General features: G+C 53.4%; 11 protein-coding genes and 3 rRNA genes. 11 read left to right on the forward strand and 3 right to left on the reverse strand.

The genetic code is table 11. The features are described from left to right. Positions 1-196: 196 nt before the first annotated feature. Positions 197-1162, reverse strand: a complete 966-nt coding sequence (locus BN1936_RS01145; protein ID WP_049686437.1) for an AEC family transporter — start codon at positions 1160-1162, stop codon at positions 197-199. Positions 1163-1473: 311 nt separating this feature from the next. Here BN1936_RS01145 and BN1936_RS01150 point away from each other — a divergent pair, with 311 nt between their 5' ends. The 6 genes from BN1936_RS01150 (at position 1474) to fsa (ending at position 11096) form a co-directional block, all read left to right on the forward strand. After that, entirely contained in the window at positions 1474-3369 is a 1896-nt protein-coding gene (locus BN1936_RS01150; RefSeq protein WP_022442683.1) for an AIPR family protein, read from the forward strand. Further along, entirely contained in the window at positions 3369-3974 is a 606-nt protein-coding gene (locus BN1936_RS01155) for a hypothetical protein (RefSeq protein WP_022442684.1), read from the forward strand. Before BN1936_RS01150 ends, BN1936_RS01155 begins: the two co-directional genes overlap by 1 nt. A 117-nt stretch (positions 3975-4091) precedes the next feature. Then, positions 4092-8714 (forward strand): AAA domain-containing protein, encoded by a 4623-nt coding sequence (locus tag BN1936_RS01160; RefSeq protein WP_049686438.1) that lies wholly within the window; start codon positions 4092-4094, stop codon positions 8712-8714. 15 nt (positions 8715-8729) lie between these two features. Next, a complete protein-coding gene (locus BN1936_RS01165; RefSeq protein ID WP_022442885.1) occupies positions 8730-9650 on the forward strand; it encodes a ketopantoate reductase family protein in 921 nt (306 codons plus the stop codon). Positions 9651-9694: 44 nt separating this feature from the next. Then, complete coding sequence (locus BN1936_RS01170) at positions 9695-10294, forward strand: hypothetical protein (RefSeq protein WP_049686439.1); 600 nt, start codon at positions 9695-9697, stop codon at positions 10292-10294. Positions 10295-10448: 154 nt separating this feature from the next. After that, positions 10449-11096, forward strand: a complete 648-nt coding sequence (fsa, locus tag BN1936_RS01175; RefSeq protein ID WP_022442883.1) for a fructose-6-phosphate aldolase — start codon at positions 10449-10451, stop codon at positions 11094-11096. Positions 11097-11172: 76 nt separating this feature from the next. Here the strand turns inward: fsa and BN1936_RS01180 are convergent, their stop codons facing one another. Then, complete coding sequence (locus BN1936_RS01180; RefSeq protein ID WP_022442882.1) at positions 11173-11970, reverse strand: mechanosensitive ion channel family protein; 798 nt, start codon at positions 11968-11970, stop codon at positions 11173-11175. Positions 11971-12116: 146 nt separating this feature from the next. Here BN1936_RS01180 and BN1936_RS01185 point away from each other — a divergent pair, with 146 nt between their 5' ends. The 5 genes from BN1936_RS01185 (at position 12117) to rrf (ending at position 18977) form a co-directional block, all read left to right on the forward strand. Then, positions 12117-12428: a UxaA family hydrolase gene (locus BN1936_RS01185; RefSeq protein ID WP_022442881.1), complete on the forward strand. Its 312-nt coding sequence runs from the start codon at positions 12117-12119 to the stop codon at positions 12426-12428. 1 nt (position 12429) lies between these two features. Continuing rightward, positions 12430-13590, forward strand: a complete 1161-nt coding sequence (locus BN1936_RS01190; RefSeq protein ID WP_022442880.1) for a UxaA family hydrolase — start codon at positions 12430-12432, stop codon at positions 13588-13590. A gap of 418 nt (positions 13591-14008) precedes the next feature. Next, positions 14009-15541: ribosomal RNA gene (locus BN1936_RS01195) — 16S ribosomal RNA — on the forward strand. A gap of 280 nt (positions 15542-15821) precedes the next feature. Then, positions 15822-18704, forward strand: a 23S ribosomal RNA gene (locus BN1936_RS01200). A gap of 158 nt (positions 18705-18862) precedes the next feature. Next, a 5S ribosomal RNA gene (gene rrf, locus BN1936_RS01205) occupies positions 18863-18977 on the forward strand. The 16S, 23S and 5S rRNA genes sit together here, the layout of an rRNA operon. Before the next feature lie 128 nt (positions 18978-19105). Here the strand turns inward: rrf and BN1936_RS01210 are convergent. Then, a complete protein-coding gene (locus BN1936_RS01210) occupies positions 19106-20284 on the reverse strand; it encodes a DUF4143 domain-containing protein (RefSeq protein WP_022442998.1) in 1179 nt (392 codons plus the stop codon). Positions 20285-20458: the final 174 nt, after the last annotated feature.

Consider the following 20458-nt stretch of genomic DNA (forward strand, 5'->3'; position numbering starts at 1 on the left):
GCGGTGGTTTTCTTGATTGAAGGGAGGTGTAGATCAAAAATGAACTTCACCTCAAAGACGCCGGCTTTTTAGTGACTCAGCCGATCAATTGTGATGTATCGCGGATAATAGTAATCCACTTTAGAACTAATTGATAATACCCATTAAGAGATAAAGAACCTCACCTTCCAAGGGAAGAAAGGTGAGGCGTCGGAAACTATTTCACGAAACTCACAAGTACCATGATGACAGGAAGTGTGAAAGTGAGTGCGGCCACTGTTACCCCAACTGTGGCAGAGGCGAACTCAGCCGGTCCGTCATGAAGCTTTGCCAGAACCCCGAGCATCGGGCTCACCGGCATAACGGAGGAGAGGATCAGGATCTGCCGCATCATCGGATCCATAACAAGAAGCTGGGAGATCAGGAACATCACGAGCGGCTTATAGACATTGCAGCCGAAAAGAATGATCCAGGTTTCGCGCGGGAGATGTTTGAAGCGGGCAAAACCGATCTGCTGCACAGTGATACCGATAAAAATGAGAGCGAGAGGTGAGCAGATCTGACCGATCAGCCGTGTGGCGAGCGTAATGGGCTGCGGGATCTTGAGGTCAATCGCGACGCAGAGAACGCCGATCAGAAAGCCGATCAGGGGTTTTGTGAAGATCATTTTCAGGCTTTGCCTGGAAAAGAATTTTGGTGCCGGCTTTCCTGTATGCCGAACCCCGTCAAGCTGCACGTTATAGAGCCCAATGGTCCAGACAAATATCACATTCGCGAAGAAATAGACGAGCAGGTACGGGATACCCCGGTCACCGAACATGGCGTAGGTCACCGGAATGCCGACGAAAAGCAGTGAGGAGCCGGAAAATTCAGCGATAAAGGTGCCGTGCCACTCATCTCTCACCAGTCCCGCTTTGCAGATCAGCCAGGACGTAACGATGTAGACCGCGAATGCCATGAAAGGAAGCCCCGAGATTCGGAGCAGTTCCAGCAGCTGCGCGTGCGTGAACTTGGAGGTGATCGAATAGAAGAGAAAGAAGGGGATCGCGAGACCGACGATCTTGGATACGAGCCTCTTTCCTGCTTCGTCGTACCAGCCCTTGGAAGACGAATACCAGCCAAGTCCGGCAACGCAGACGAGAACGAAAACCGCGGAGAGGGCATGCAGAAACGCGTCAAGCATAAAGAAATACCTCCGGAGCAGGGCTCGGCCTGAGGCCGGACTGGCTCCGGATCATGCGCTCTTCCGGTAACCTTCCGCGTGTAACAGGCTGTAACCAGGAACCTTCAAAGATTCTAATCCTTTGGGATGATGAGTGATATTTTGTAGTACAGAATAAAAAATACAGAGCGGAAAAACAAGGCAAATTTCCTCTCGGTCCCGGTCTGAAATGTGGAAAGTTTTCTTTTTCTTCCTGTAGGATTACCCTATGAAAGCGCAGTGCCGGGCAATCCGGCACACACCGCGCGAGATACCAGAGGGGAGGGCGACGCATGATGGCGGCTGATACCGTGCTGCAGCAGTATTTCACTGAACTTCAGAGCGAAGTGAAGGCCATAGCGGTCAATGCCGATCTGGAAACGGCCTACACGGAATTGGAAGGCGCCTTTACCGAACAGGTCTCGCGGCTGATGTCAGAAATGGGTCTTCTTGCGGCGGAACCTGAGCTCTGCCCTTTTCAGGGCACAGTGAACGGCGCTGTTGCCCGGGTGTCGGCCTATGCGGTGTCGGATGATCTTGACCGGATGGATGTCTTTGTGACGCTCTACGAGTCGTCAAGCGAAGTGTTTGAGGTTAAGGCAGACGAAGCGCAGAGGGCGGCATCCCAGTGCCTTCTGTTTCTGAGAGCCTGTGTTGACGGGACACTCACGCAGGAAATCCCTTCTGGCGGCAGGGCCGCGGCGCTCGCGGCTCTCGTCGAGTCGTGCTGGAAAGGGCTGGACCAGATCCGGATCTGGATCGTGACAAATGGTCTGGTGAAGAACGTCCGCTATAAGCCTCAGGAAATTGCCGGAAAGCTGGTTACGCTCGAAGTGGTGGATCTGCTTCGTCTTTCGCGTATGGCACTTGAGGGTGAAAAGGGCGATCCGATCAACGTTGATTTTTCCCGCGAATGCGGAGAAGCGCTTCCCTGCGTTTTTTATTCCGATGAAAAGGCGTCGTATGACACGGCACTCTGTCTGCTGCCCGGCGAAGTGCTTCGTTCCCTTTACGAAAAGTACGACGCCCGGCTGCTCGAAGCGAATGTCCGGTCCTATCTTTCGATTCAGTCGAAAGTGAATAAAGGCATGTTTACGACGCTCGAGGAGCATCCCGAGGATTTTCTTGCCTTTAATAACGGGATTGTGATTGTGGCTGAACAGCTGCAGCTTTCTCGGACGTCGATCGGCACAACTGGGATCAAGGTGCTCGCCGGCATCAAAATTGTGAATGGCGGACAGACATCGGCAACGCTTTTCTTCGGTAAGCGCCGTGACAGGACGCTTGATCTTTCGCGCATCCGGATTCCGGCAAAGATTATCGTGCTGAAGCCTGAGATCGGGGAGCACGCGGATGCGTTCCTGACGGATATTGCCCGTTTTGCGAATACGCAGAATAATGTGCGGGCATCGGATCTCTCATCCTCATCACCCTTCCATTTGGGGCTTGAACACCTGGCCCGGACGACCTGGTGCCCTGATGGTGAGCATCAGTGGTTCTATGAGCGCACGACCGGTTCATACCGAACAATGCTCGCGAAGGAGAGAACGCCGGCCGAAAGAAAGCATCGAAAGCAGCTGATTCCTCCCTCGAACCGTATAACAAAGCTTGACCTTGCGAAGATTATGAACGCCTGGTTCTGGCGTCCGGAACTTGTCTGTCTTTCCCCACAGAAAAATTACGCGCTTTTCATGAAGGCGCTGGATGATCAGGGGGGAGCCGACCAGCTGAAACTAACCCCGGGGACATGGAAGGACATCGTCGCGGTGGCCGTGATTTTCCGTGAGTGTCAGAAGATCGCGAAAAAGGAATTTTCCGGAAGCAGCCTCGTTATCACCGCCTACACGGTAGCTATTGCCTCACGTAGGCTTGCGGGAAAGCTGCGGCTCAGGAGGCTTTGGGAGCAGCAATCGCTGTCCCCCGAGTTCTTGGCTCAGCTGGAAGCCTGGGCGAAAGAGATCAACGCGACACTTAGACTGTCCTCCCTGGGTAAACCCATTTCTGAATGGGGGCGGGATCCGGAGTGCTGGAAGTTTGTCCAGGAATCGATTGCGCCGGGCTACGCCCCTGGTATCCCCGAACTGGAGGAGCAGAGGAACGCTCAGCCGGCTGAGCAGAGTGCGTCCGGTCCGCTTGCCGCAGAAACGCAGACGGATGTGGTATCTCCCGCAGACAAGGGAGAGAGCTGATGGAGTGGCTCCGCAGTCTGATCCGGAAAGCGGCTGCACTTTTCAGCCGCGGCACTCCGTTTCCCGCTGAAAACACCGCTGTACCCGCAGAAGTCCCTGAGAGGGAGAAAGAGACGCTGATACCGGAAACGCGGCAGACAGGAACTTTGCCTCCCACTCGCCTCCCCGGCAATGAGCTGAAGAGTTTTGAAACGCTCCGGCCTGGTGAACGCCGGGCACCGATTGCCTACAGCCCGGATCCCCTTCCGACTCAGGACAGGAAGGGCAGGACAGCCGCCGTACCTGGTGTTTCCTGGGAACCGGACGATTCAGGCAATGTGATTCTTGGCCGTGATGATCGCTTCCGGGAGCAGGAACGGGAAGTACAGGAAGTCTTTACCCGGTATAAGGGCAGGTACGGGACTTATGTGCCGGGGAACGATGAGCCTGATGTCTGGGAGGACGATGAGGAGGATGAAGCCGAAGAAGCGAGAGTCCAGCCGAAGTCCTCAGTGTCAGGAGATAAAAGCGAGCAGATGTCATTTGATTTCGATCGGCTAACGCGGGCCGCTCAGACCTCAGAAGACATCGGTGCAACTGTTTCCCCCGGCCCGCAGCAGCAGTAAGTGCGCCTCTCGGAGAGCCTTTTCTCCGGGCTTTGGCGTCCTGATATGATGTTTCAAACGTAGTTCTCCGGCAGGCTTCCCGCTTCTGGGCAGCCGTTTTCTCTGGGTGGATGGATTATGCAGGAAGTATCGATTGAGAAAAGAGGGCGGCAGGCGGCCCAGGCAAAAGCGCTTTTCGGTTTTGCCCGGGAATTGGGCAGAGTTCGCCGGGAAAACATCATCTGGCTTGACCGACATCCTTGGTTCCTGAAATTTTCCTCCATTGATCCAAAGCTTCCGGGGGTCAAAAAATGGACCCCTGAATCGAGGGAACCTAATCTGCTGCTGTCTGTTGAGCAGCTTCAGCTTCCTCATTGCCCGGAACCCCCGGCGCTGCTTCGGGAGGCTGTGGGTGAAGGCTGGGAGAAGCCCGAGTGGGAACCAGGAAGTGAACTGATAGAGCGCGCCGCTTCGGATGAAAAATTCGGAGAGGCCTGGCTCGACTGGGGCGGAGCGAGAAAGGACTGGCTCCTCCACTGGGAGGCCGTTTCAAAGTCTCTTGATCTCTTCCAGATGCTTTATCAGAAGAGCCGCGAGGTGGAGGACAGCAATCTCAGGCTGATTGCCAAGGCGGGCTCCATTTCCTTCGCCAGTGACGACGCGCACCTCGCCGCACGTCATCCGGTACTTACTCGCCCAATCCGTTTCCGGCTGATTGTGGATGAGAACCGTGTGACGATCCGTGTAGAGGTGGATCTTTCTGAACCGGCACGGTTTGAGTCAGAACTGCTTTCCGGATTCCAGGACGATGGTTTCAGGCTTGAACTCTGCCAGGCAACGCGAGAAGACGTCGAGAGCACCAATGTGCATCCGTTTGACACGCAGCCTGTGCGGGCTTCTTTCCAGAAACTCGCGGCAACGATTTCTCCTGAAAGCCGCTGGTCAGACAGTGGAAAACCGCCGGAGTTTGATGACCGTGTCCATTTTGGTTTCTATGAGGATCCGGTTTTCTGGATAGAAGAACGCGTTTCCGGCATGGCGGAAGCCTCTGATCGGATTATCCGTGAGATTGATGCGGGCGAAAAAATTCCGCAGCATCTGATCGATCTGGTGAGCGGTGTGGAGGAGCGGGACGATACCGTCCCCGCCAAGACGGCCGACACTCTGGAAGACCGTCTGGCTGCCGCGGGTGGGGAAGATGCTTCAATTCTTTTCACTAAGCCTGCTAACCGCGAACAGCTGGAGGTCGCCCGGGAAATCCGTAATCGCGACGCTGTTCTTGTCATGGGGCCTCCGGGAACAGGTAAGACCCATACGATCGCGAACCTGATCGGTGATTTCCTTTCCTGCGGAAAGACAGTGCTGATTTCTTCTCAGAAGGAGAAAGCCCTCCGGGTTATCAAGTCGATGCTGCCAGCTGAAATGCAGGATCTCTGTATTTCCTTCTCGAGTGAAGAGGATGACGTCCTCGCGACCGTTCAGGCGCTGACAGAGAAGCTTTCCCTGGTGAGACCGGAGGAGCTTGAACGGAAGATTGAGGCAGAAACCGCGGCGCGTGACAGAACTTTCAAGGCTCTGCAGGAGTCCCGTTCAAGACTCTACAGCCGTATTAACGCAGAGTCTGAAAAGCAGGAGATCGGGGGACGAAGCTGGACGCCGTCCGAAATCGGCGCGTGGCTCCATGAGAACGAATCGCTTGAAGCGGTACTGCCCGGCAAAGACACGCCGACAGGGCCTTTCCCTCTGACTGAGGAGGAGCTTCGGACGCTTTACAGCCTTTCGGGTGTTGTAACCCGTGAAGTGGAGACTGAGTCGCTTTCCGGAATGCTTGAGGCAGATATCCTGCCTCAGCCTGAAGAACAGGCGCATCTCGCTGCCGAAGCTTCTGAACTCCGCGATTTTGTCCGCCATTCGTCAGTACGGGTTGAAGCGCGCGGCGGTCAGGGCGGACAGAGAATTTTCCGCTATGTGGCAGGTGATCTGGCTATTGAGGCACCCGAAAAACCGGGCGGCCCTGTCGCCATGCTGTCTGAATGGCTGGAAAGGGATCGGACGGTCGGTATCCCTGAACCCTGGGTTGCTTCAGCACGCGCAGCCGGTGCGGCAGGCGGTGCCATCAAAGCCCGCTGGGAAAAACTGTTAGCCGCTGTACAGGCCGCTTCTGAACTCGCAGAGAAAGAAATAGGGCAGATGGATGAGTTTGCGGTCGAGATCCGTCCGGATGCAGACCGCCCGGCTCTCCGTGAGGCCCTGAATTATTTCAGGGAAAATCGGATTTCAGGTGAACCCGGTTTCCTCACCAAGCTCACTCAGAAAACACGGCTTGTGGCCCTTAGCGGATCACTTGTGAATGGACACGTGCCGAGCACGGACCATGATTACGCCTCGGTGCTTCTCAGGCTCGATCTGGAAGAGGCCCGCGCTGCGGCTATGAAGCTCTGGAACGATCTCGTGCAGAAAGAAGGCGGCCCCGCCTTTGAGTCGCTCGGAACAGATCACCCAGAGGAACAGGTGAGACTGCGCTATGTCCCGCGGCTGGAAAAAGCGCTTTCCTGGTGGACCGGCTGGGCTGAACCCCTGCTGAGAAAGGCGGAGGTGCTGGGGATCAATCCCGCTCTGATCACGGGAGGTACCGGCGTAGGCCCTGTGGAAAGCTGCGGCGCGCTGGCGCGCAGCGTAGAAGAATTGCTGCGCCCTGCGGCAGCGCTCGACCGCGTTATGGACCGGCTCACCGAACTCCGGGACTATGTCCGTTCTGTCCGAGAGAGTCTGAAACCCGCTATTCAGAAGGGATCCCAGATTGCGGTAAGACTGTCTGCCGCACTCGATGAAAGTCCTGAGGCTTACCAGAAGGCCTGGGAAGAGCGCGAAGCGCTCCGGGGACTTAGCCCTCAGATTGATGCTCGCCGCGAACTGCTTGAGAAACTGTCTTCCGGAGCTCCGGCCTGGGCGCGGGCTATCGCAGAGCGCCGTTCAACGACGTGCCCGATGCACGCGATTGAGGCCTGGAACTGGAAACTTCTGGATACCAGCTTTGAATCCTATCTCTCCAGCAGCATGGCGGATGAGCAGAAAAAAGCCGGGGAGCTGTCCGCAATAGTGAGGCGTCAGACTGTCACCCTCGCTGTGGATCGCGCGTGGCTCGCTCTGTCGGAACGCATGCGGGAGAATCGCGCTCTTATGCAGAAACTGCAGGGGTGGGCACAGATTGCGACGAGAATCGGCCGCGGGAACGGCCGGAACGTTGAAACGCTGAGAGCCCAGGCACGGGATCTGATGGCTTCCTGCGCACAGGCTGTTCCCTGCTGGATTATGCCGGCTGAGCGCGCCCTTGCCATGTTTGACGGCACTTGGAAGTTTGACGTTATCGTGCTGGATGAGGCGAGTCAGTCTGACATTGTGTCGATGCCGCTTCTCTTCCTCGCTAACCGCGCGGTGATTGCTGGTGATGACCGGCAGGTGTCGCCGGCTGCAGTCGGCGTTGGTGACATGGCTGTCAACGCGCTGTCCCGTCAGTATATTGAGGGAAAGATTGCAAATTGGCCGATTTATCAGGCTCAGTCCTCCCTCTATGATCTCGCCCGCACAGCATATGATCCTCTGATGCTTCGTGAGCATTTCAGAAGCGTTCCGCCGATCATCGGCTACTCAAATCAGCTCTCCTATAACGGTCTTATTCTCCCGCTTCGCGACGCTGCCTCAACGAATCTTGTGCCGGCTATCGTTCGCTGCCGGGTGAACGGTGTCCGTGAGCAGAACGACGCGAATAAGGCTGAGGCTGAGGCAATTGTCGGAAGGATCAAAGCCTGTATTGGAGAAAAGGCTTACGACGGCAAGACCTTCGGTGTGATTGTCATGCGATCCGGCCGTACAGGCGCGCAGATACAGCTGATCAATGATCTGCTTTATAAAGCGCTTGGTCCTGAAGTCATTCAGAGCCGGAGAATTCTCTGCGGTCTTTCCCCGGACTTCCAGGGTGACGAGCGTGATGTTATTTTCCTGTCGCTTGTCGATTCTCCTGACGGAGACAAACCTTTGCGGCGTGAAGGCGCGGGAAGCGATGATGGCATGAAGAAGCGCTGGAATGTTGCCGTGTCACGTGCCCGGGATCAGATCTGGGCCGTGTACTCTTTTGATCCGGCGACTCAGCTGCAGGACGGAGATATCCGCAAGACGTTCTTTGACTATCTGTCGGATCTCGAGAAAAACGGATGCCGGGCGGAGGAGAGCGGACTCATCTCCGAACTTGCCTCTGAAGTGGCTGATGGGCTCGAAGAGAAGGGGTTCACCGTTCACAGAGGGTATCGGATCGGGGCTTTTGATCTTGACCTTGTTGTGGAAGAGGACGGGAAAAAAGTCATCATTGAATGCGATGGTGACGCTGGATCGCCGATACCCAACGCGGTCATCGCCAGGATGGAGTGCCAGACAATTCTGGAGCGCGCCGGGTGGCAGTTTGTCCGGGTCAGGGGAGGAGCCTGGAGCCGTGATCCTGAATCGGGACTCTGGTGGGTGATGTCACAGCTGGCGGAGAAAGGTGTGAGACCGTCTCCTGAAGAAAAGCCAAAGGCGGAGGATAAGCAGGAAGATCTTGTGACTGAGGTGCAGGCGAAGGCTGAAACCTTCACGAAGACACTGCGTGTTGACAGTGACGCGGCTGAAGCAAAGCGCCTGAAGCGCGAGAGAATCATTGCTGAACTTCGGAAGCTGGGTGCGGAAGTTGACAGTGAGGTGAAGAAGAGTTCCCGGTTTGCCGGGTAATTCGGGGATGCGGGCATGAAGACTATTGGAAGCGTTGCTATTATCGGAATGGGTGCCCTCGGTATCCTGTACGGGCACCTGATTGGCCGGAGAATTGGCTATGAAAACCTTTTCTTTGTCGCAGATGCCGCCCGGGTGGAGCGTTTTAACTCAGCTGGCGTGACCTGCAATGGTGAGAAATGTCCGTTCCGGATGCTTGAGGCAAAAGATGCACCGACTCCTGATCTGCTGATTTTTGCGACGAAGGCAACTGGTCTGGAAAGCGCAATTGGTCTCGCGAAGCAGTTTGCCGGTTCCGATACCATCATCATTTCGCTGCTGAACGGAATTACGAGCGAAGAGATCATTTCGGAAAAACTGGGAGGCCGACATGTTCTCTACACAGTTGCGCAGGGCATGGATGCTACAAAGATCGGCCCAGATCTGAGGTATTCGCATCCCGGAACGCTTTGTGTGGGACTGCCCGCAGAGGATAAGGAACGTCTTCCTGATCTGGGAATGCTCTGTGAGCTGCTGACCCGCTGTGATGTTCCCTTTGAGCGGGATCCGGATATCCTTCACCGGATCTGGGCCAAATGGATGCTGAATGTCGGTGTCAATCAGCTCTGCATGGTTGAGGAAGGCGGCTATGCTGTTGTTCAGAAGCCTGGTCCCGCGCGCGATCGGATGATCGGGGCGATGCGGGAAGCTATGCAGATCGCCCAGAAGAGCGGTGTCGCGGTGACAGAGAAAGATCTCAGTTTTTATGTAGGACTGATCGACACTCTGGCCCCTGAAGGCATGCCCTCAATGCGGCAGGATGGTCTCGCCCATCGGCTCTCTGAAGTGGAGTCGTTTGCCGGAACTGTGGTAAAGAAGGGGCACGAACTTGGTGTCTCTGTTCCTGTGAATGAATCACTTTATCGTGAAATCCGAGAGCGTGAGGCCGGATATTAGATTGAAAACAGTCGCCGGAAAGACGGCTGATAAGGATGGTCTGAATGAAGTTTAGTCAGAAAGCGTTCAGGGCTGCGGCAGCAGCTCTCACGGCGCTGCTCCTCGCCGGATGCACAGGCATGCTCTGGCTCAGTTATGTCCAGAACGGGAAAATCAGTTTTGAGGATGGCAGAACGTTCAGAATCGGTGATGCCCTGAATCAGTATCAGTACTGCAAAAAGAATACGGAAAGCTGGACGGTGGAATCCGGGGATAGCGGACATCGGGTGCTGTTTTCCTGTCATACAACAGGAGAAGATGATCTGGAGACCGAGAGGACTCCGGACCCTAGTCTTGTGCTGAATGTAGAGTTTCTGATTCCGAGCTGGTCTCTGAAGTACGACGTGTCGCGGGTCTGGTATGCGGTTGACCTCGCGGGTGGCACGGATCCCGCGGCTCAGGCGGTCATGAAAACGGCTAATCCCCATGAATCCCTTCGGGAGATCGCGCTTGGCCGCGATGTGAGCATTCCGCCCGACGAATTCATGAAGTGGCAGCAGATGGCTGGAGCCTATCTGCTGGGCGGTGGAACGCCAAGGGCAGATGGCCCCAAAGCCGAGGACGGAACGCCGCTCCCGCCGGGTGAAGGCTGGGTCAATCTGTAAGGTTTTTAACCTGTCCGGGATGCCCAAGGTCAATAGTCCGTCTGAATCACGCAAAATCCCTTTGTCTTAAGTTGAAACTCCTCTTCAGGATCGGCATTATATTAAGCAATAACGCCTGTCCTCAAGAGGCAGACGGAAAACAAAGGGGATATGCATGAAGATTTTTATGGACACGGCTAACGTGGATGAGATCCGCGAATTTGCCGATATGGGGATCGTTTACGGTGTAACCACCAATCCCTCTCTGATTGCGAAATCCGGCCGTTCCCAGGCGGATGTGATTCCTGAGATCTGCAGTCTGATTCCAGGTCCGGTATCGGCGGAAGTGATCAGTCTTGACTGCGCGGGCATGCTGGAAGAAGCGCATAAGCTCGTCAAGATCGCTGAGAATGTGGTGATCAAGATTCCCTGCACCGCAGAGGGTCTTAAAGCGGTAAAGGTACTCTCCTCAGAAGGCATCCGTGTGAATGTCACGCTGATCTTCAGCCTTCCTCAGGCGCTTCTTGCGGCCCGTGCGGGCGCAGCTTATGTTTCGCCTTTTGTTGGGCGGCTTGATGATATCGGTGAAGATGGCGTGCAGCTGGTTGCCGATATTGTGGACGTCTTCCGCAATTTCGATATCAAGACTGAAGTCATTGCGGCAAGCATCCGCTCGCTCGGGCACGTGAATGCGGTGATGCTCGCCGGGTGCGATATCGCGACGATTCCGACGAAGGTGCTTCGGGCGATGCTGGTTCATCCGCTGACTGATAAGGGGATCGAGAAATTCCTTGCCGATTACCGCGACAGTCAGAAACGCTGATCAAGGTAAGGCAAAAAGAAGCGAAGACGTTCATAAGAACGGTCTGCGCCTTTTCTTATGGAAAGAAACTTGTGATTTAAGCCTGAATCACGCGTGCCGCAGGGGCCTTAACGTCATTCTCACCCATAGCTTCGGTGATGTTCTGCGTGAGGTCAAAATAGACGTCCCAATAGTCAGAGCTCTTGCACCAGGCTCGTGCCTGGAAGTTCATGCCCTTGTCATTTCCTCCGGTAAGACGGGCAAACGGGGCCGGATCCTGGAGAACCTTATTGGTCTTCGCAATGGCATCAAGCATGAGAGACTGAATTTTCTCAGGTGTCTCATCTTTGGCAACGCTGAAGTCGAGATCGACACGGCGAAGTTTTTCGCTTGAAAGATTGGTGACCGTAGTGTTCATGACCTGCGAATTCGGGATTGTGATTCGCTTGTTGTCAGGGGAGATCAGCGTGGTATAGAAAAGCGTGATATCCCGAACCGTCCCTTCAACGCCGGATGCCTGAACATAATCCCCCACACTGAACGGGCGGAAGATCATCAGCATGACGCCGCCCGCGATATTAGAAAGAGCTCCCTGCAGAGCGAGACCGATAGCAAGGCCTGCGGATGCAAGTACTGTGATGACGGACGCCATCGGAACACCGAGGATCTGAATCACAATGATCAGCAGAACGACCCAAAGGCCAATCTTCAGGAATGAATTGATATATCCCTTTGCTGTCTGATCAACATTGTTGAAGTATTTGACCCTGCCCACAGCACCGATGATGAGGTTGATGACGATCTTGCCGACAATAAGGCAGATGATCGCGAGTGCGATCTTCTCACCATAAGTGACAAGAAGCTCAGAAAAACGTGTTTCAAAAAGATGATCCATTTCGACACCTGTCTGAGGAGTGGTGATAGCAATACTCTTATCACAAAAAGGATCCGCGATTATATCACGTTAAGCTGTATACCCCTAAAGAACTAATAAGTGTAGAGTGCGTTCTAGTTATTCCGGATCAGGAAAGGAACGTTCAGATGCCAAAAGCCTTGCATATACATGTCACTGACAATATTGCGGTTTGCACGTCCGCGGTTCAGCCGGGGGATGAGGTCGAAATTCTTGAGCCGGATGGCTCAAGAGGAGCGGTGAAGGCCGTTGAGGCGATTGCTTTCTGCAACAAAATAGCTCTTTGTGATATTGCCTCCGGAGAAGAGGTGCTGAAGTACGGTGAGGTCATCGGCAAAGCGACTGAGGATATCCGTAAGGGATGTCTTGTGAATGACCGGAATATCGCTAGTCAGCCGCGGGCGTATGCAGACGAGTATCTGCTTAGGAAGGAGGCGTGAAATGCAGTTCATGGGATATCGCCGGGCGGACGGGCGTGTTGGTGTCAGAAACTATGTATTGATTCTTCCAGGCTGTGCCTGCGCTTCCGAAACCTGCAGACTGGTAGCTAGCGAAGTCCGCGGCACAAAGAACGTGATTATGAATGTCGGGTGTTCTGATGTGCAGGCGAACACTGACATGAACCTTCGTGTACTGACGGGGTTTGCTCTGAACCCGAATGTGTTCGGAGTCATCGTGATCGGCCTAGGGTGCGAAACGGTTGGTCATCGAGAACTGGCTGCGAAAATCCGCGCGGAAACTTCCAAACCTGTCGTCTCGTTCGGGATACAGGAAATAGGCGGAACGGTAGCAACAACTGCGGCCGCAGTGAAGGCGGCCCGGGAAATGGTTGCTCAAGCGAGTGAGCAGCAGCGTGAACCTTGCGATGCGTCAGACCTTTTTGTCGCGATTGAGTGCGGCGGATCCGATGCAACAAGCGGCATCGCTTCGAATCCAGCGGTTGGCAACATGTCTGACCGTATTGTGGATCTGGGCGGCACCACGATGATGTCTGAAACTATTGAGTTCGTCGGCGCGGAGCATATTCTCGCGAAACGGGGAGCAACGCCGGAAATTCATGACCAGATCATCCGCATCTGTGAGGATTACGAGAAGCACCTTGCGGGAGTTGGACAGGATTGTCGTACGGGTCAGCCGACTACCGGTAACAAAGCAGGAGGTCTTTCCACGATTGAGGAAAAATCTCTTGGATGTATCCATAAGGGAGGCACAAGGCCTGTTGTAGAAGTACTCCAGGAAGCCGCGAGACCCACCAAGAAGGGGGCTCTGATTATGGATACCCCGGGGTACGACATTTCGTCTGTCACCAGCATGGTGGCAGGCGGCGCCACCATGGTGGTTTTTACGACGGGACGGGGTACACCGACCGGTCATGCCTTGGCACCGGTAATTAAAGTTACCGGTAATAGGGAAACCGCAAAGCGGATGGCTGACAATATGGATATCGATGTGTCCGGTATTCTGGAGGGAGATCTGACTATCGCAGATGCCGGAAAAGGCATTCTCGATGAAGTCCTGCGGGTCGCCAGCGGTAAGGTAACCAAGGCGGAGGCCTTTGGGTTCTCAGATATTGCTGTTGATCATATCTGCCGCTTCATTTAAGCATTTTTGGCTTTTCAGACAGGGCGGAGAAACGGAAGTTTCTCCGCCCTGTCTGTATGGAAGCTGTCCGAAATCCATAAAACAGAAAAAATTAATAAAAAATGATCTTTTTAATCAATTATTTTTATGAAATCCATTGAGGAAAATGAAAGATCGAATGAAAAAATATTTGCATTTTTAAAATTGAGAGGGTAAGATACTAATCCTGTCGCTGCGATGCAGTGACGATCTTTAAAAACTGAATAACGAACCGATAAGCGTGAGCATCTGGTTTTGAAGAGCTTCAGCTCATAAAAAATCAGGTGCTTGAAAAGACGAATGGAATGATGCAGAAGCGAAAGCTTCTGAGAAATACCAGTCGATAATTTTGAGCGCGACGCTTCAGGAAACTGAAGCAAATGAAGTAATAGCAGTGATTGAACTCAAGAGTTTGATCCTGGCTCAGATTGAACGCTGGCGGCATGCCTTACACATGCAAGTCGAACGGCAGCGGGGGAGCTTGCTCCTGCCGGCGAGTGGCGAACGGGTGAGTAATGCATCGGAACGTGTCCTGTTGTGGGGGATAACTGATCGAAAGATCAGCTAATACCGCATGAGACCTGAGGGTGAAAGCGGGGGATCGCAAGACCTCGCGCGACAGGAGCGGCCGATGTCTGATTAGCTAGTTGGTGAGATAAAAGCTTACCAAGGCGACGATCAGTAGCTGGTCTGAGAGGATGATCAGCCACATTGGGACTGAGACACGGCCCAGACTCCTACGGGAGGCAGCAGTGGGGAATTTTGGACAATGGGGGAAACCCTGATCCAGCCATGCCGCGTGCGGGATGAAGGCCTTCGGGTTGTAAACCGCTTTTGTCAGAGACGAAAAGGGACGTACGAATAATACGTTCCGCTGACGGTATCTGAAGAATAAGCACCGGCTAACTACGTGCCAGCAGCCGCGGTAATACGTAGGGTGCAAGCGTTAATCGGAATTACTGGGCGTAAAGGGTGCGCAGGCGGCTGTGCAAGACAGATGTGAAATCCCCGGGCTTAACCTGGGAACTGCATTTGTGACTGCACGGCTAGAGTTTGTCAGAGGAGGGTGGAATTCCGCGTGTAGCAGTGAAATGCGTAGATATGCGGAAGAACACCAATGGCGAAGGCAGCCCTCTGGGACATGACTGACGCTCATGCACGAAAGCGTGGGGAGCAAACAGGATTAGATACCCTGGTAGTCCACGCCCTAAACGATGTCAGCTGATTGTTCGGAAAGCAATTTCTGGGTAACCAAGCCAACGCGTGAAGCTGACCGCCTGGGAAGTACGGTCGCAAGATTAAAACTCAAAGGAATTGACGGGGACCCGCACAAGCGGTGGATGATGTGGATTAATTCGACGCAACGCGAAAAACCTTACCTAGCCTTGACATGTCAGGAATCCGGATGAAAGTCTGGAGTGCCCGCAAGGGAGCCTGAACACAGGTGCTGCATGGCTGTCGTCAGCTCGTGTCGTGAGATGTTGGGTTAAGTCCCGCAACGAGCGCAACCCTTGTCATCAGTTGCTACGCAAGAGCACTCTGATGAGACCGCCGGTGACAAACCGGAGGAAGATGGGGATGACGTCAAGTCCTCATGGCCCTTACGGCTAGGGCCTCACACGTCATACAATGGTCGGAACAGAGGGCAGCGAAGCCGGGAGGCGGAGCCAATCCCAGAAAACCGATCGTAGTCCGGATTGCAGTCTGCAACTCGACTGCATGAAGTCGGAATCGCTAGTAATCGCGGATCAGCATGCCGCGGTGAATACGTTCCCGGGTCTTGTACACACCGCCCGTCACACCATGGGAGTGGGGTTTGCCAGAAGGCGTTTGTCCAACCGCAAGGAGGACGGCGACCACGGTGGGTTCCATGACTGGGGTGAAGTCGTAACAAGGTAGCAGTACCGGAAGGTGCGGCTGGATCACCTCCTTTTAAGAGAACGAAGTTCTCAAGACAGGTGCTCATACTTATCGTTCGTTGTCTTCTGAGAAATGGAGACTATGTTCGGTTGTTCTTTAACAATTAGGAAGGAATGAAAGTTCTAAGTGCCTGAAATACTTGATGAGGGTATTTCAGGGCAGTTATGAACATGGGTTGTGATTGCATTCACAAATTTGCAAGTTTCTCCAAGAAACCGAAGCAACATTTAGAGAACAGCGACACGTTACAAGTCGATTGAAATCGTGCCGGGTAAAAGGCGGCAGGGTTATAGGATCAAGCGACTAAGTGCATGTGGTGGATGCCTTGGCGATCACAGGCGATGAAGGACGCGGCAGTCTGCGAAAAGCCCCGGGGAGCTGACAACGAGCTTTGATCCGGGGGTCTCCGAATGAGGGAACTCCAAGCTTTAGCTTGATCCATGCGTGAATACATAGCGTATGGAGGCGAACGCGGCGAACTGAAACATCTCAGTAGCTGCAGGAAAAGAAATCAACCGAGATTCCGGAAGTAGCGGCGAGCGAAACCGGAACAGCCTGAATTCGATATTGAGAAAAACACTGGAAGAGTCTGGAAAGGCTCGCCATAGTGGGTGATAGCCCCGTACGGGACGTTTATCTCAAGGTACTGAGGATTCGAAAAGTAGGTCGGGGCACGTGAAACCCTGGCTGAACATGGGGGGACCATCCTCCAAGGCTAAATACTCGTGATCGACCGATAGCGTACTAGTACTGTGAAGGAAAGGTTAAAAGAACCCCGGGAGGGGAGTGAAATAGATTCTGAAACCGCATGCATACAAACAGTAGGAGCCCTTCGGGGTGACTGCGTACCTTTTGCATAATGGGTCAGCGACTTATGTTATGTGGCAAGCCTAACCGACTAGGGGAGGCGCAGCGAAAGCGAGTCCGAACAGGGCGATTCAGTCGCATGGCATAGACCCGAAACCAGATGAGCTAACCATGGCCAGGCTGAAGGTGTGGTAACACACACTGGAGGGCCGAACCTACTGGTGTTGCAAAACCAGAGGATGAGCTGTGGTTAGGGGTGAAAGGCTTAACAAATCTGGAGATAGCTGGTTCTCCCCGAAAACTATTGAGGTAGTGCCTTGTATATGAGCTTCTGGGGGTAGAGCACTGTTATAGCTAGGGGGACATGGCGTCTTACCAAACTATGGCAAACTCCGAATACCAGAAAGCTTCGTACAGGAGACAGAGCACCGGGTGCTAACGTCCGGACTCAAAAGGGAATCAACCCAGACCGCCAGCTAAGGTCCCTAATATCAGCTAAGTGGAAAACGAAGTGGAAAGGCTAAAACAGTCAGGAAGTTGGCTTAGAAGCAGCCATCCTTCAAAGAAAGCGTAATAGCTCACTGATCGAGTCCTTCCGCGCGGAAGATGTAACGGGGCTAAGTTGATAACCGAAGCTGCGGATTCATACTTTTAGTGTGAGTGGTAGGGGAGCGTTCTGTAAGCCTGCGAAGGTGGATCGTAAGGTCTGCTGGAGGTATCAGAAGTGCGAATGCTGACATGAGTAACGATAAAGCGGGTGAAAAGCCCGCTCGCCGCAAACCCAAGGTTTCCTGCTCTACGTTAATCGGAGCAGGGTGAGTCGGTTCCTAAGGCCAGGCTGAGAAGCGTAGCTGATGGAAATCAGGTTAATATTCCTGAACCGGCGTTGAATGCGATGGGGTGACGGAGCAGCCAGAGTGGACCGGGTGTTGGATGTCCCGGCTTCCGAGCGATGGGTGCCTGCAGGCAAATCCGCAGGCGTATACCCAGGACGAAGGATCGGGTCTTCTTTTGAAGACGAAGCCACTGGAAGCGCTTCCAGGAAAAACCTCTAAGCTTCAGTTCAACGGCGACCGTACCGTAAACCGACACAGGTGGGTGAGCTGAATATGCTCAGGCGCTTGAGAGAACTCGGGAGAAGGAACTCGGCAAATTGACACCGTAACTTCGGAAGAAGGTGTGCCTTTGTAGCTTGATGGGAGAGAAACCCAAAGGGCGAAGAGGTCTCAGAGAATCGGTGGCTGTAACTGTTTACTAAAAACACAGCGCTCTGCAAAGATGAAAGTCGACGTATAGGGCGTGATGCCTGCCCGGTGCTGGAAGATTAATTGATGGGGTGCAAGCTCCTGATCGAAGTCCCAGTAAACGGCGGCCGTAACTATAACGGTCCTAAGGTAGCGAAATTCCTTGTCGGGCAAGTTCCGACCTGCACGAATGGCATAATAATGGCCACACTGTCTCCTCCCGAGACTCAGTGAAATTGAAATGTTTGTGATGATGCAATCTCCCCGCGGCTAGACGGAAAGACCCCATGAACCTTAACTGTAGCTTTGCATTGGACTTTGAACCGATCTGTGTAGGATAGGCGGGAGGCTTTGAAGAATGGACGCCAGTTCATTCGGAGCCGTCGTTGAAATACCGCCCTGATTTGTTTGAGGTTCTAACCTGGGCCAGTAATCCTGGCTGGGGACCGTGCATGGTGGGCAGTTTGACTGGGGCGGTCTCCTCCTAAAGGGTAACGGAGGAGTGCGAAGGTACGCTAATCACGGTCGGAAATCGTGAGGATACTGCAATGGGAAAAGCGTGCCTGACTGCGAGACAGACAAGTCGAGCAGATGCGAAAGCAGGTCATAGTGATCCGGTGGCTTCTGCATGGAAGGGCCATCGCTCAACGGATAAAAGGTACTCTGGGGATAACAGGCTGATACCGCCCAAGAGTTCATATCGACGGCGGTGTTTGGCACCTCGATGTCGGCTCATCTCATCCTGGGGCTGTAGCCGGTCCCAAGGGTATGGCTGTTCGCCATTTAAAGAGGTACGTGAGCTGGGTTTAAAACGTCGTGAGACAGTTTGGTCCCTATCTACCGCGGGCGCTGGAAGATTGACAGGGGCTGCTCCTAGTACGAGAGGACCGGAGTGGACGCACCTCTGGTGTATCGGTTGTGACGCCAGTCGCATTGCCGAGTAGCTATGTGCGGAAGAGATAACCGCTGAAAGCATCTAAGCGGGAAACTTGCCTGAAGATTAGTCTTCCCGGAGGCTTGACCTCCCTGAAGGGTCGTCCGAGACCAGGACGTTGATAGGCCAGGTGTGGAAGCGCTGTGAGGCGTGAAGCTAACTGGTACTAATTGCCCGTGCGGCTTGATCCTATAACCGTGCTGCTTAGTTAAATGACAGCAAAGGTTTTGAAAGGAAGCTTGCAAAAAGAAAGAAGTGTGTGAATGTGGAAAAGCAAGCCATGTGATTTCATTCCTTCCCAAAGAATTCGCTTCAGAAGTCCTAAAAAACTTTGAAAGCAAAGCCTTTGCCTGACGGCCATAGCAGAGTGGCCCCACCCCTTCCCATTCCGAACAGGACGGTGAAACGCTCTCGCGCCAATGATAGTCGGTTGTATTTCCGGTGAAAGTAGGTCACTGTCAGGCTCCCCCCTTCAAAACCCTCGAAAGTTTTTCTTTCGAGGGTTTTGTTTTATGCTCGCCTGGAAAACCTGGAAAAAGAAAGGAGGAGCTCACGCTCCTCCTTTCTTTCTTTGGGATTATCAAAAATCTGATCAGGTAAGAAGTATCAGATCCGGATTGATCGCTTTCACTTCCTCTTTCTCCGCCAGGGATTTCAGTGTGACCAGAGCCGGAAGTCCGGTTTTCAGGCCCAAAGCCCGAAGTATTCTGAAGTCCCGTATCTTCTTCAGAAGAGAATCTTCATTTGTTGATACCGCGATCGGCGTGAATGTTCCGGAAAGCTCGCAGATCAGATCGACCGCGATGTGATTGGTGTCCTGATAGTAAAAGAATTCCGCTTCCTCGAACGGTCTGAAGCGTTTTATCAGCTCCACAGAAAAAGCATTTTCGACAAGGGCATCGCGGTATGTGCTTGAGCTGATGTCATAAGAAGAGATGTCGAGAAGATATGCAGCGAAACCGGTATCGGTAAAAAGAAGTTTCGGACGCCTGATATGGCGATGATTTTCAGGCTGGGGGACGGGTTGAATCAGCTGAATGATCTGCTGCGACTCCAGCTTCTGAATCCAGTTCCCTGCAGTCATCGCGGTTACGCCCGACTGCTTTGCAATAGCCCGTGCGTTCAGTCCCTGTCCAGCAGAGGCAGCAAGTGTTTTCAGAAACCGGAAAAAGGCCGCCTGATCGCGTACCTTTAGGGTACTTATCGCAGTATCCCGAATAAATTCGTTCATCCAGTCAGACCAGAAGCTGTAAGAGCCAATACTGTCTGATCCTCGGCTTCTGGCGAGTCCGGCTGCGGTTCTTTCTTCTGCCGCTCCGGCCGGCATTTCGTAAACGGTGCCTGTCTCGGACACATCCTCTCCCATCGGAGGAAAGGCTTCTGTTTCAGGCCAGGCGGGCGGAAGCAGACAGATTCTGCTGAATAGAGGTGATTTCAGCAGGTCTTTTGGAATCGGATCCGGATTACCGATCAGAACAAGGGGCCCGGTCAGGTTTGGCAGCTCTTCTGCCAGGTATCTTAGAAACCCAGGAACACGTTCGCATGCGTCAAAAATCAGAGGTGTCTTGTAAACAGAAAAAAACTCGCGTGGGAGGTTTTCTGCCAGATTCCAGACCTTGATGGACTCACCGCTGACCACCGTGAAGTCCGGAAAGCATTCTGAGATCAGTTTTGCGGACGGTTCACCGGGAAAATGGCTGATAAGCGTCACAGTGTGATGGTTTACGGCATCTTTCAGGTGTTCCAAAGTACTTTGTTGAATCTGATTCACTGCTAAACCTTTCTCATCATGTTGCGGGATCCTATAGAAACAGCCCGGGTTGTTTCTATTGTCACGGAATTCAAAAATTTTGCCAGAATTGTTTTTCCGTGATGCGTCAAGTGTATCCTCACAATTGGTTAAACTAAGCGCCTCGATAGTTTCATCTGTTCGATTTATTCCGTT

This window comes from Dakarella massiliensis, from assembly GCF_001182045.1.
Lineage (GTDB): Bacteria > Pseudomonadota > Gammaproteobacteria > Burkholderiales > Burkholderiaceae_F > Mesosutterella > Mesosutterella massiliensis.

Excerpts from the sequence above, each read along its gene's own strand:
- BN1936_RS01145 (WP_049686437.1), bottom strand. The coding sequence starts at position 1,162 with ATGCTTGACGCGTTTCTGCATGCCCTCTCCGCGGTTTTCGTTCTCGTC.
- BN1936_RS01150 (WP_022442683.1), top strand. The coding sequence starts at position 1,474 with ATGATGGCGGCTGATACCGTGCTGCAGCAGTATTTCACTGAACTTCAG.
- BN1936_RS01155 (WP_022442684.1), top strand. The coding sequence starts at position 3,369 with ATGGAGTGGCTCCGCAGTCTGATCCGGAAAGCGGCTGCACTTTTCAGC.
- BN1936_RS01160 (WP_049686438.1), top strand. The coding sequence starts at position 4,092 with ATGCAGGAAGTATCGATTGAGAAAAGAGGGCGGCAGGCGGCCCAGGCA.
- BN1936_RS01165 (WP_022442885.1), top strand. The coding sequence starts at position 8,730 with ATGAAGACTATTGGAAGCGTTGCTATTATCGGAATGGGTGCCCTCGGT.
- BN1936_RS01170 (WP_049686439.1), top strand. The coding sequence starts at position 9,695 with ATGAAGTTTAGTCAGAAAGCGTTCAGGGCTGCGGCAGCAGCTCTCACG.
- fsa (WP_022442883.1), top strand. The coding sequence starts at position 10,449 with ATGAAGATTTTTATGGACACGGCTAACGTGGATGAGATCCGCGAATTT.
- BN1936_RS01180 (WP_022442882.1), bottom strand. The coding sequence starts at position 11,970 with ATGGATCATCTTTTTGAAACACGTTTTTCTGAGCTTCTTGTCACTTAT.
- BN1936_RS01185 (WP_022442881.1), top strand. The coding sequence starts at position 12,117 with ATGCCAAAAGCCTTGCATATACATGTCACTGACAATATTGCGGTTTGC.
- BN1936_RS01190 (WP_022442880.1), top strand. The coding sequence starts at position 12,430 with ATGCAGTTCATGGGATATCGCCGGGCGGACGGGCGTGTTGGTGTCAGA.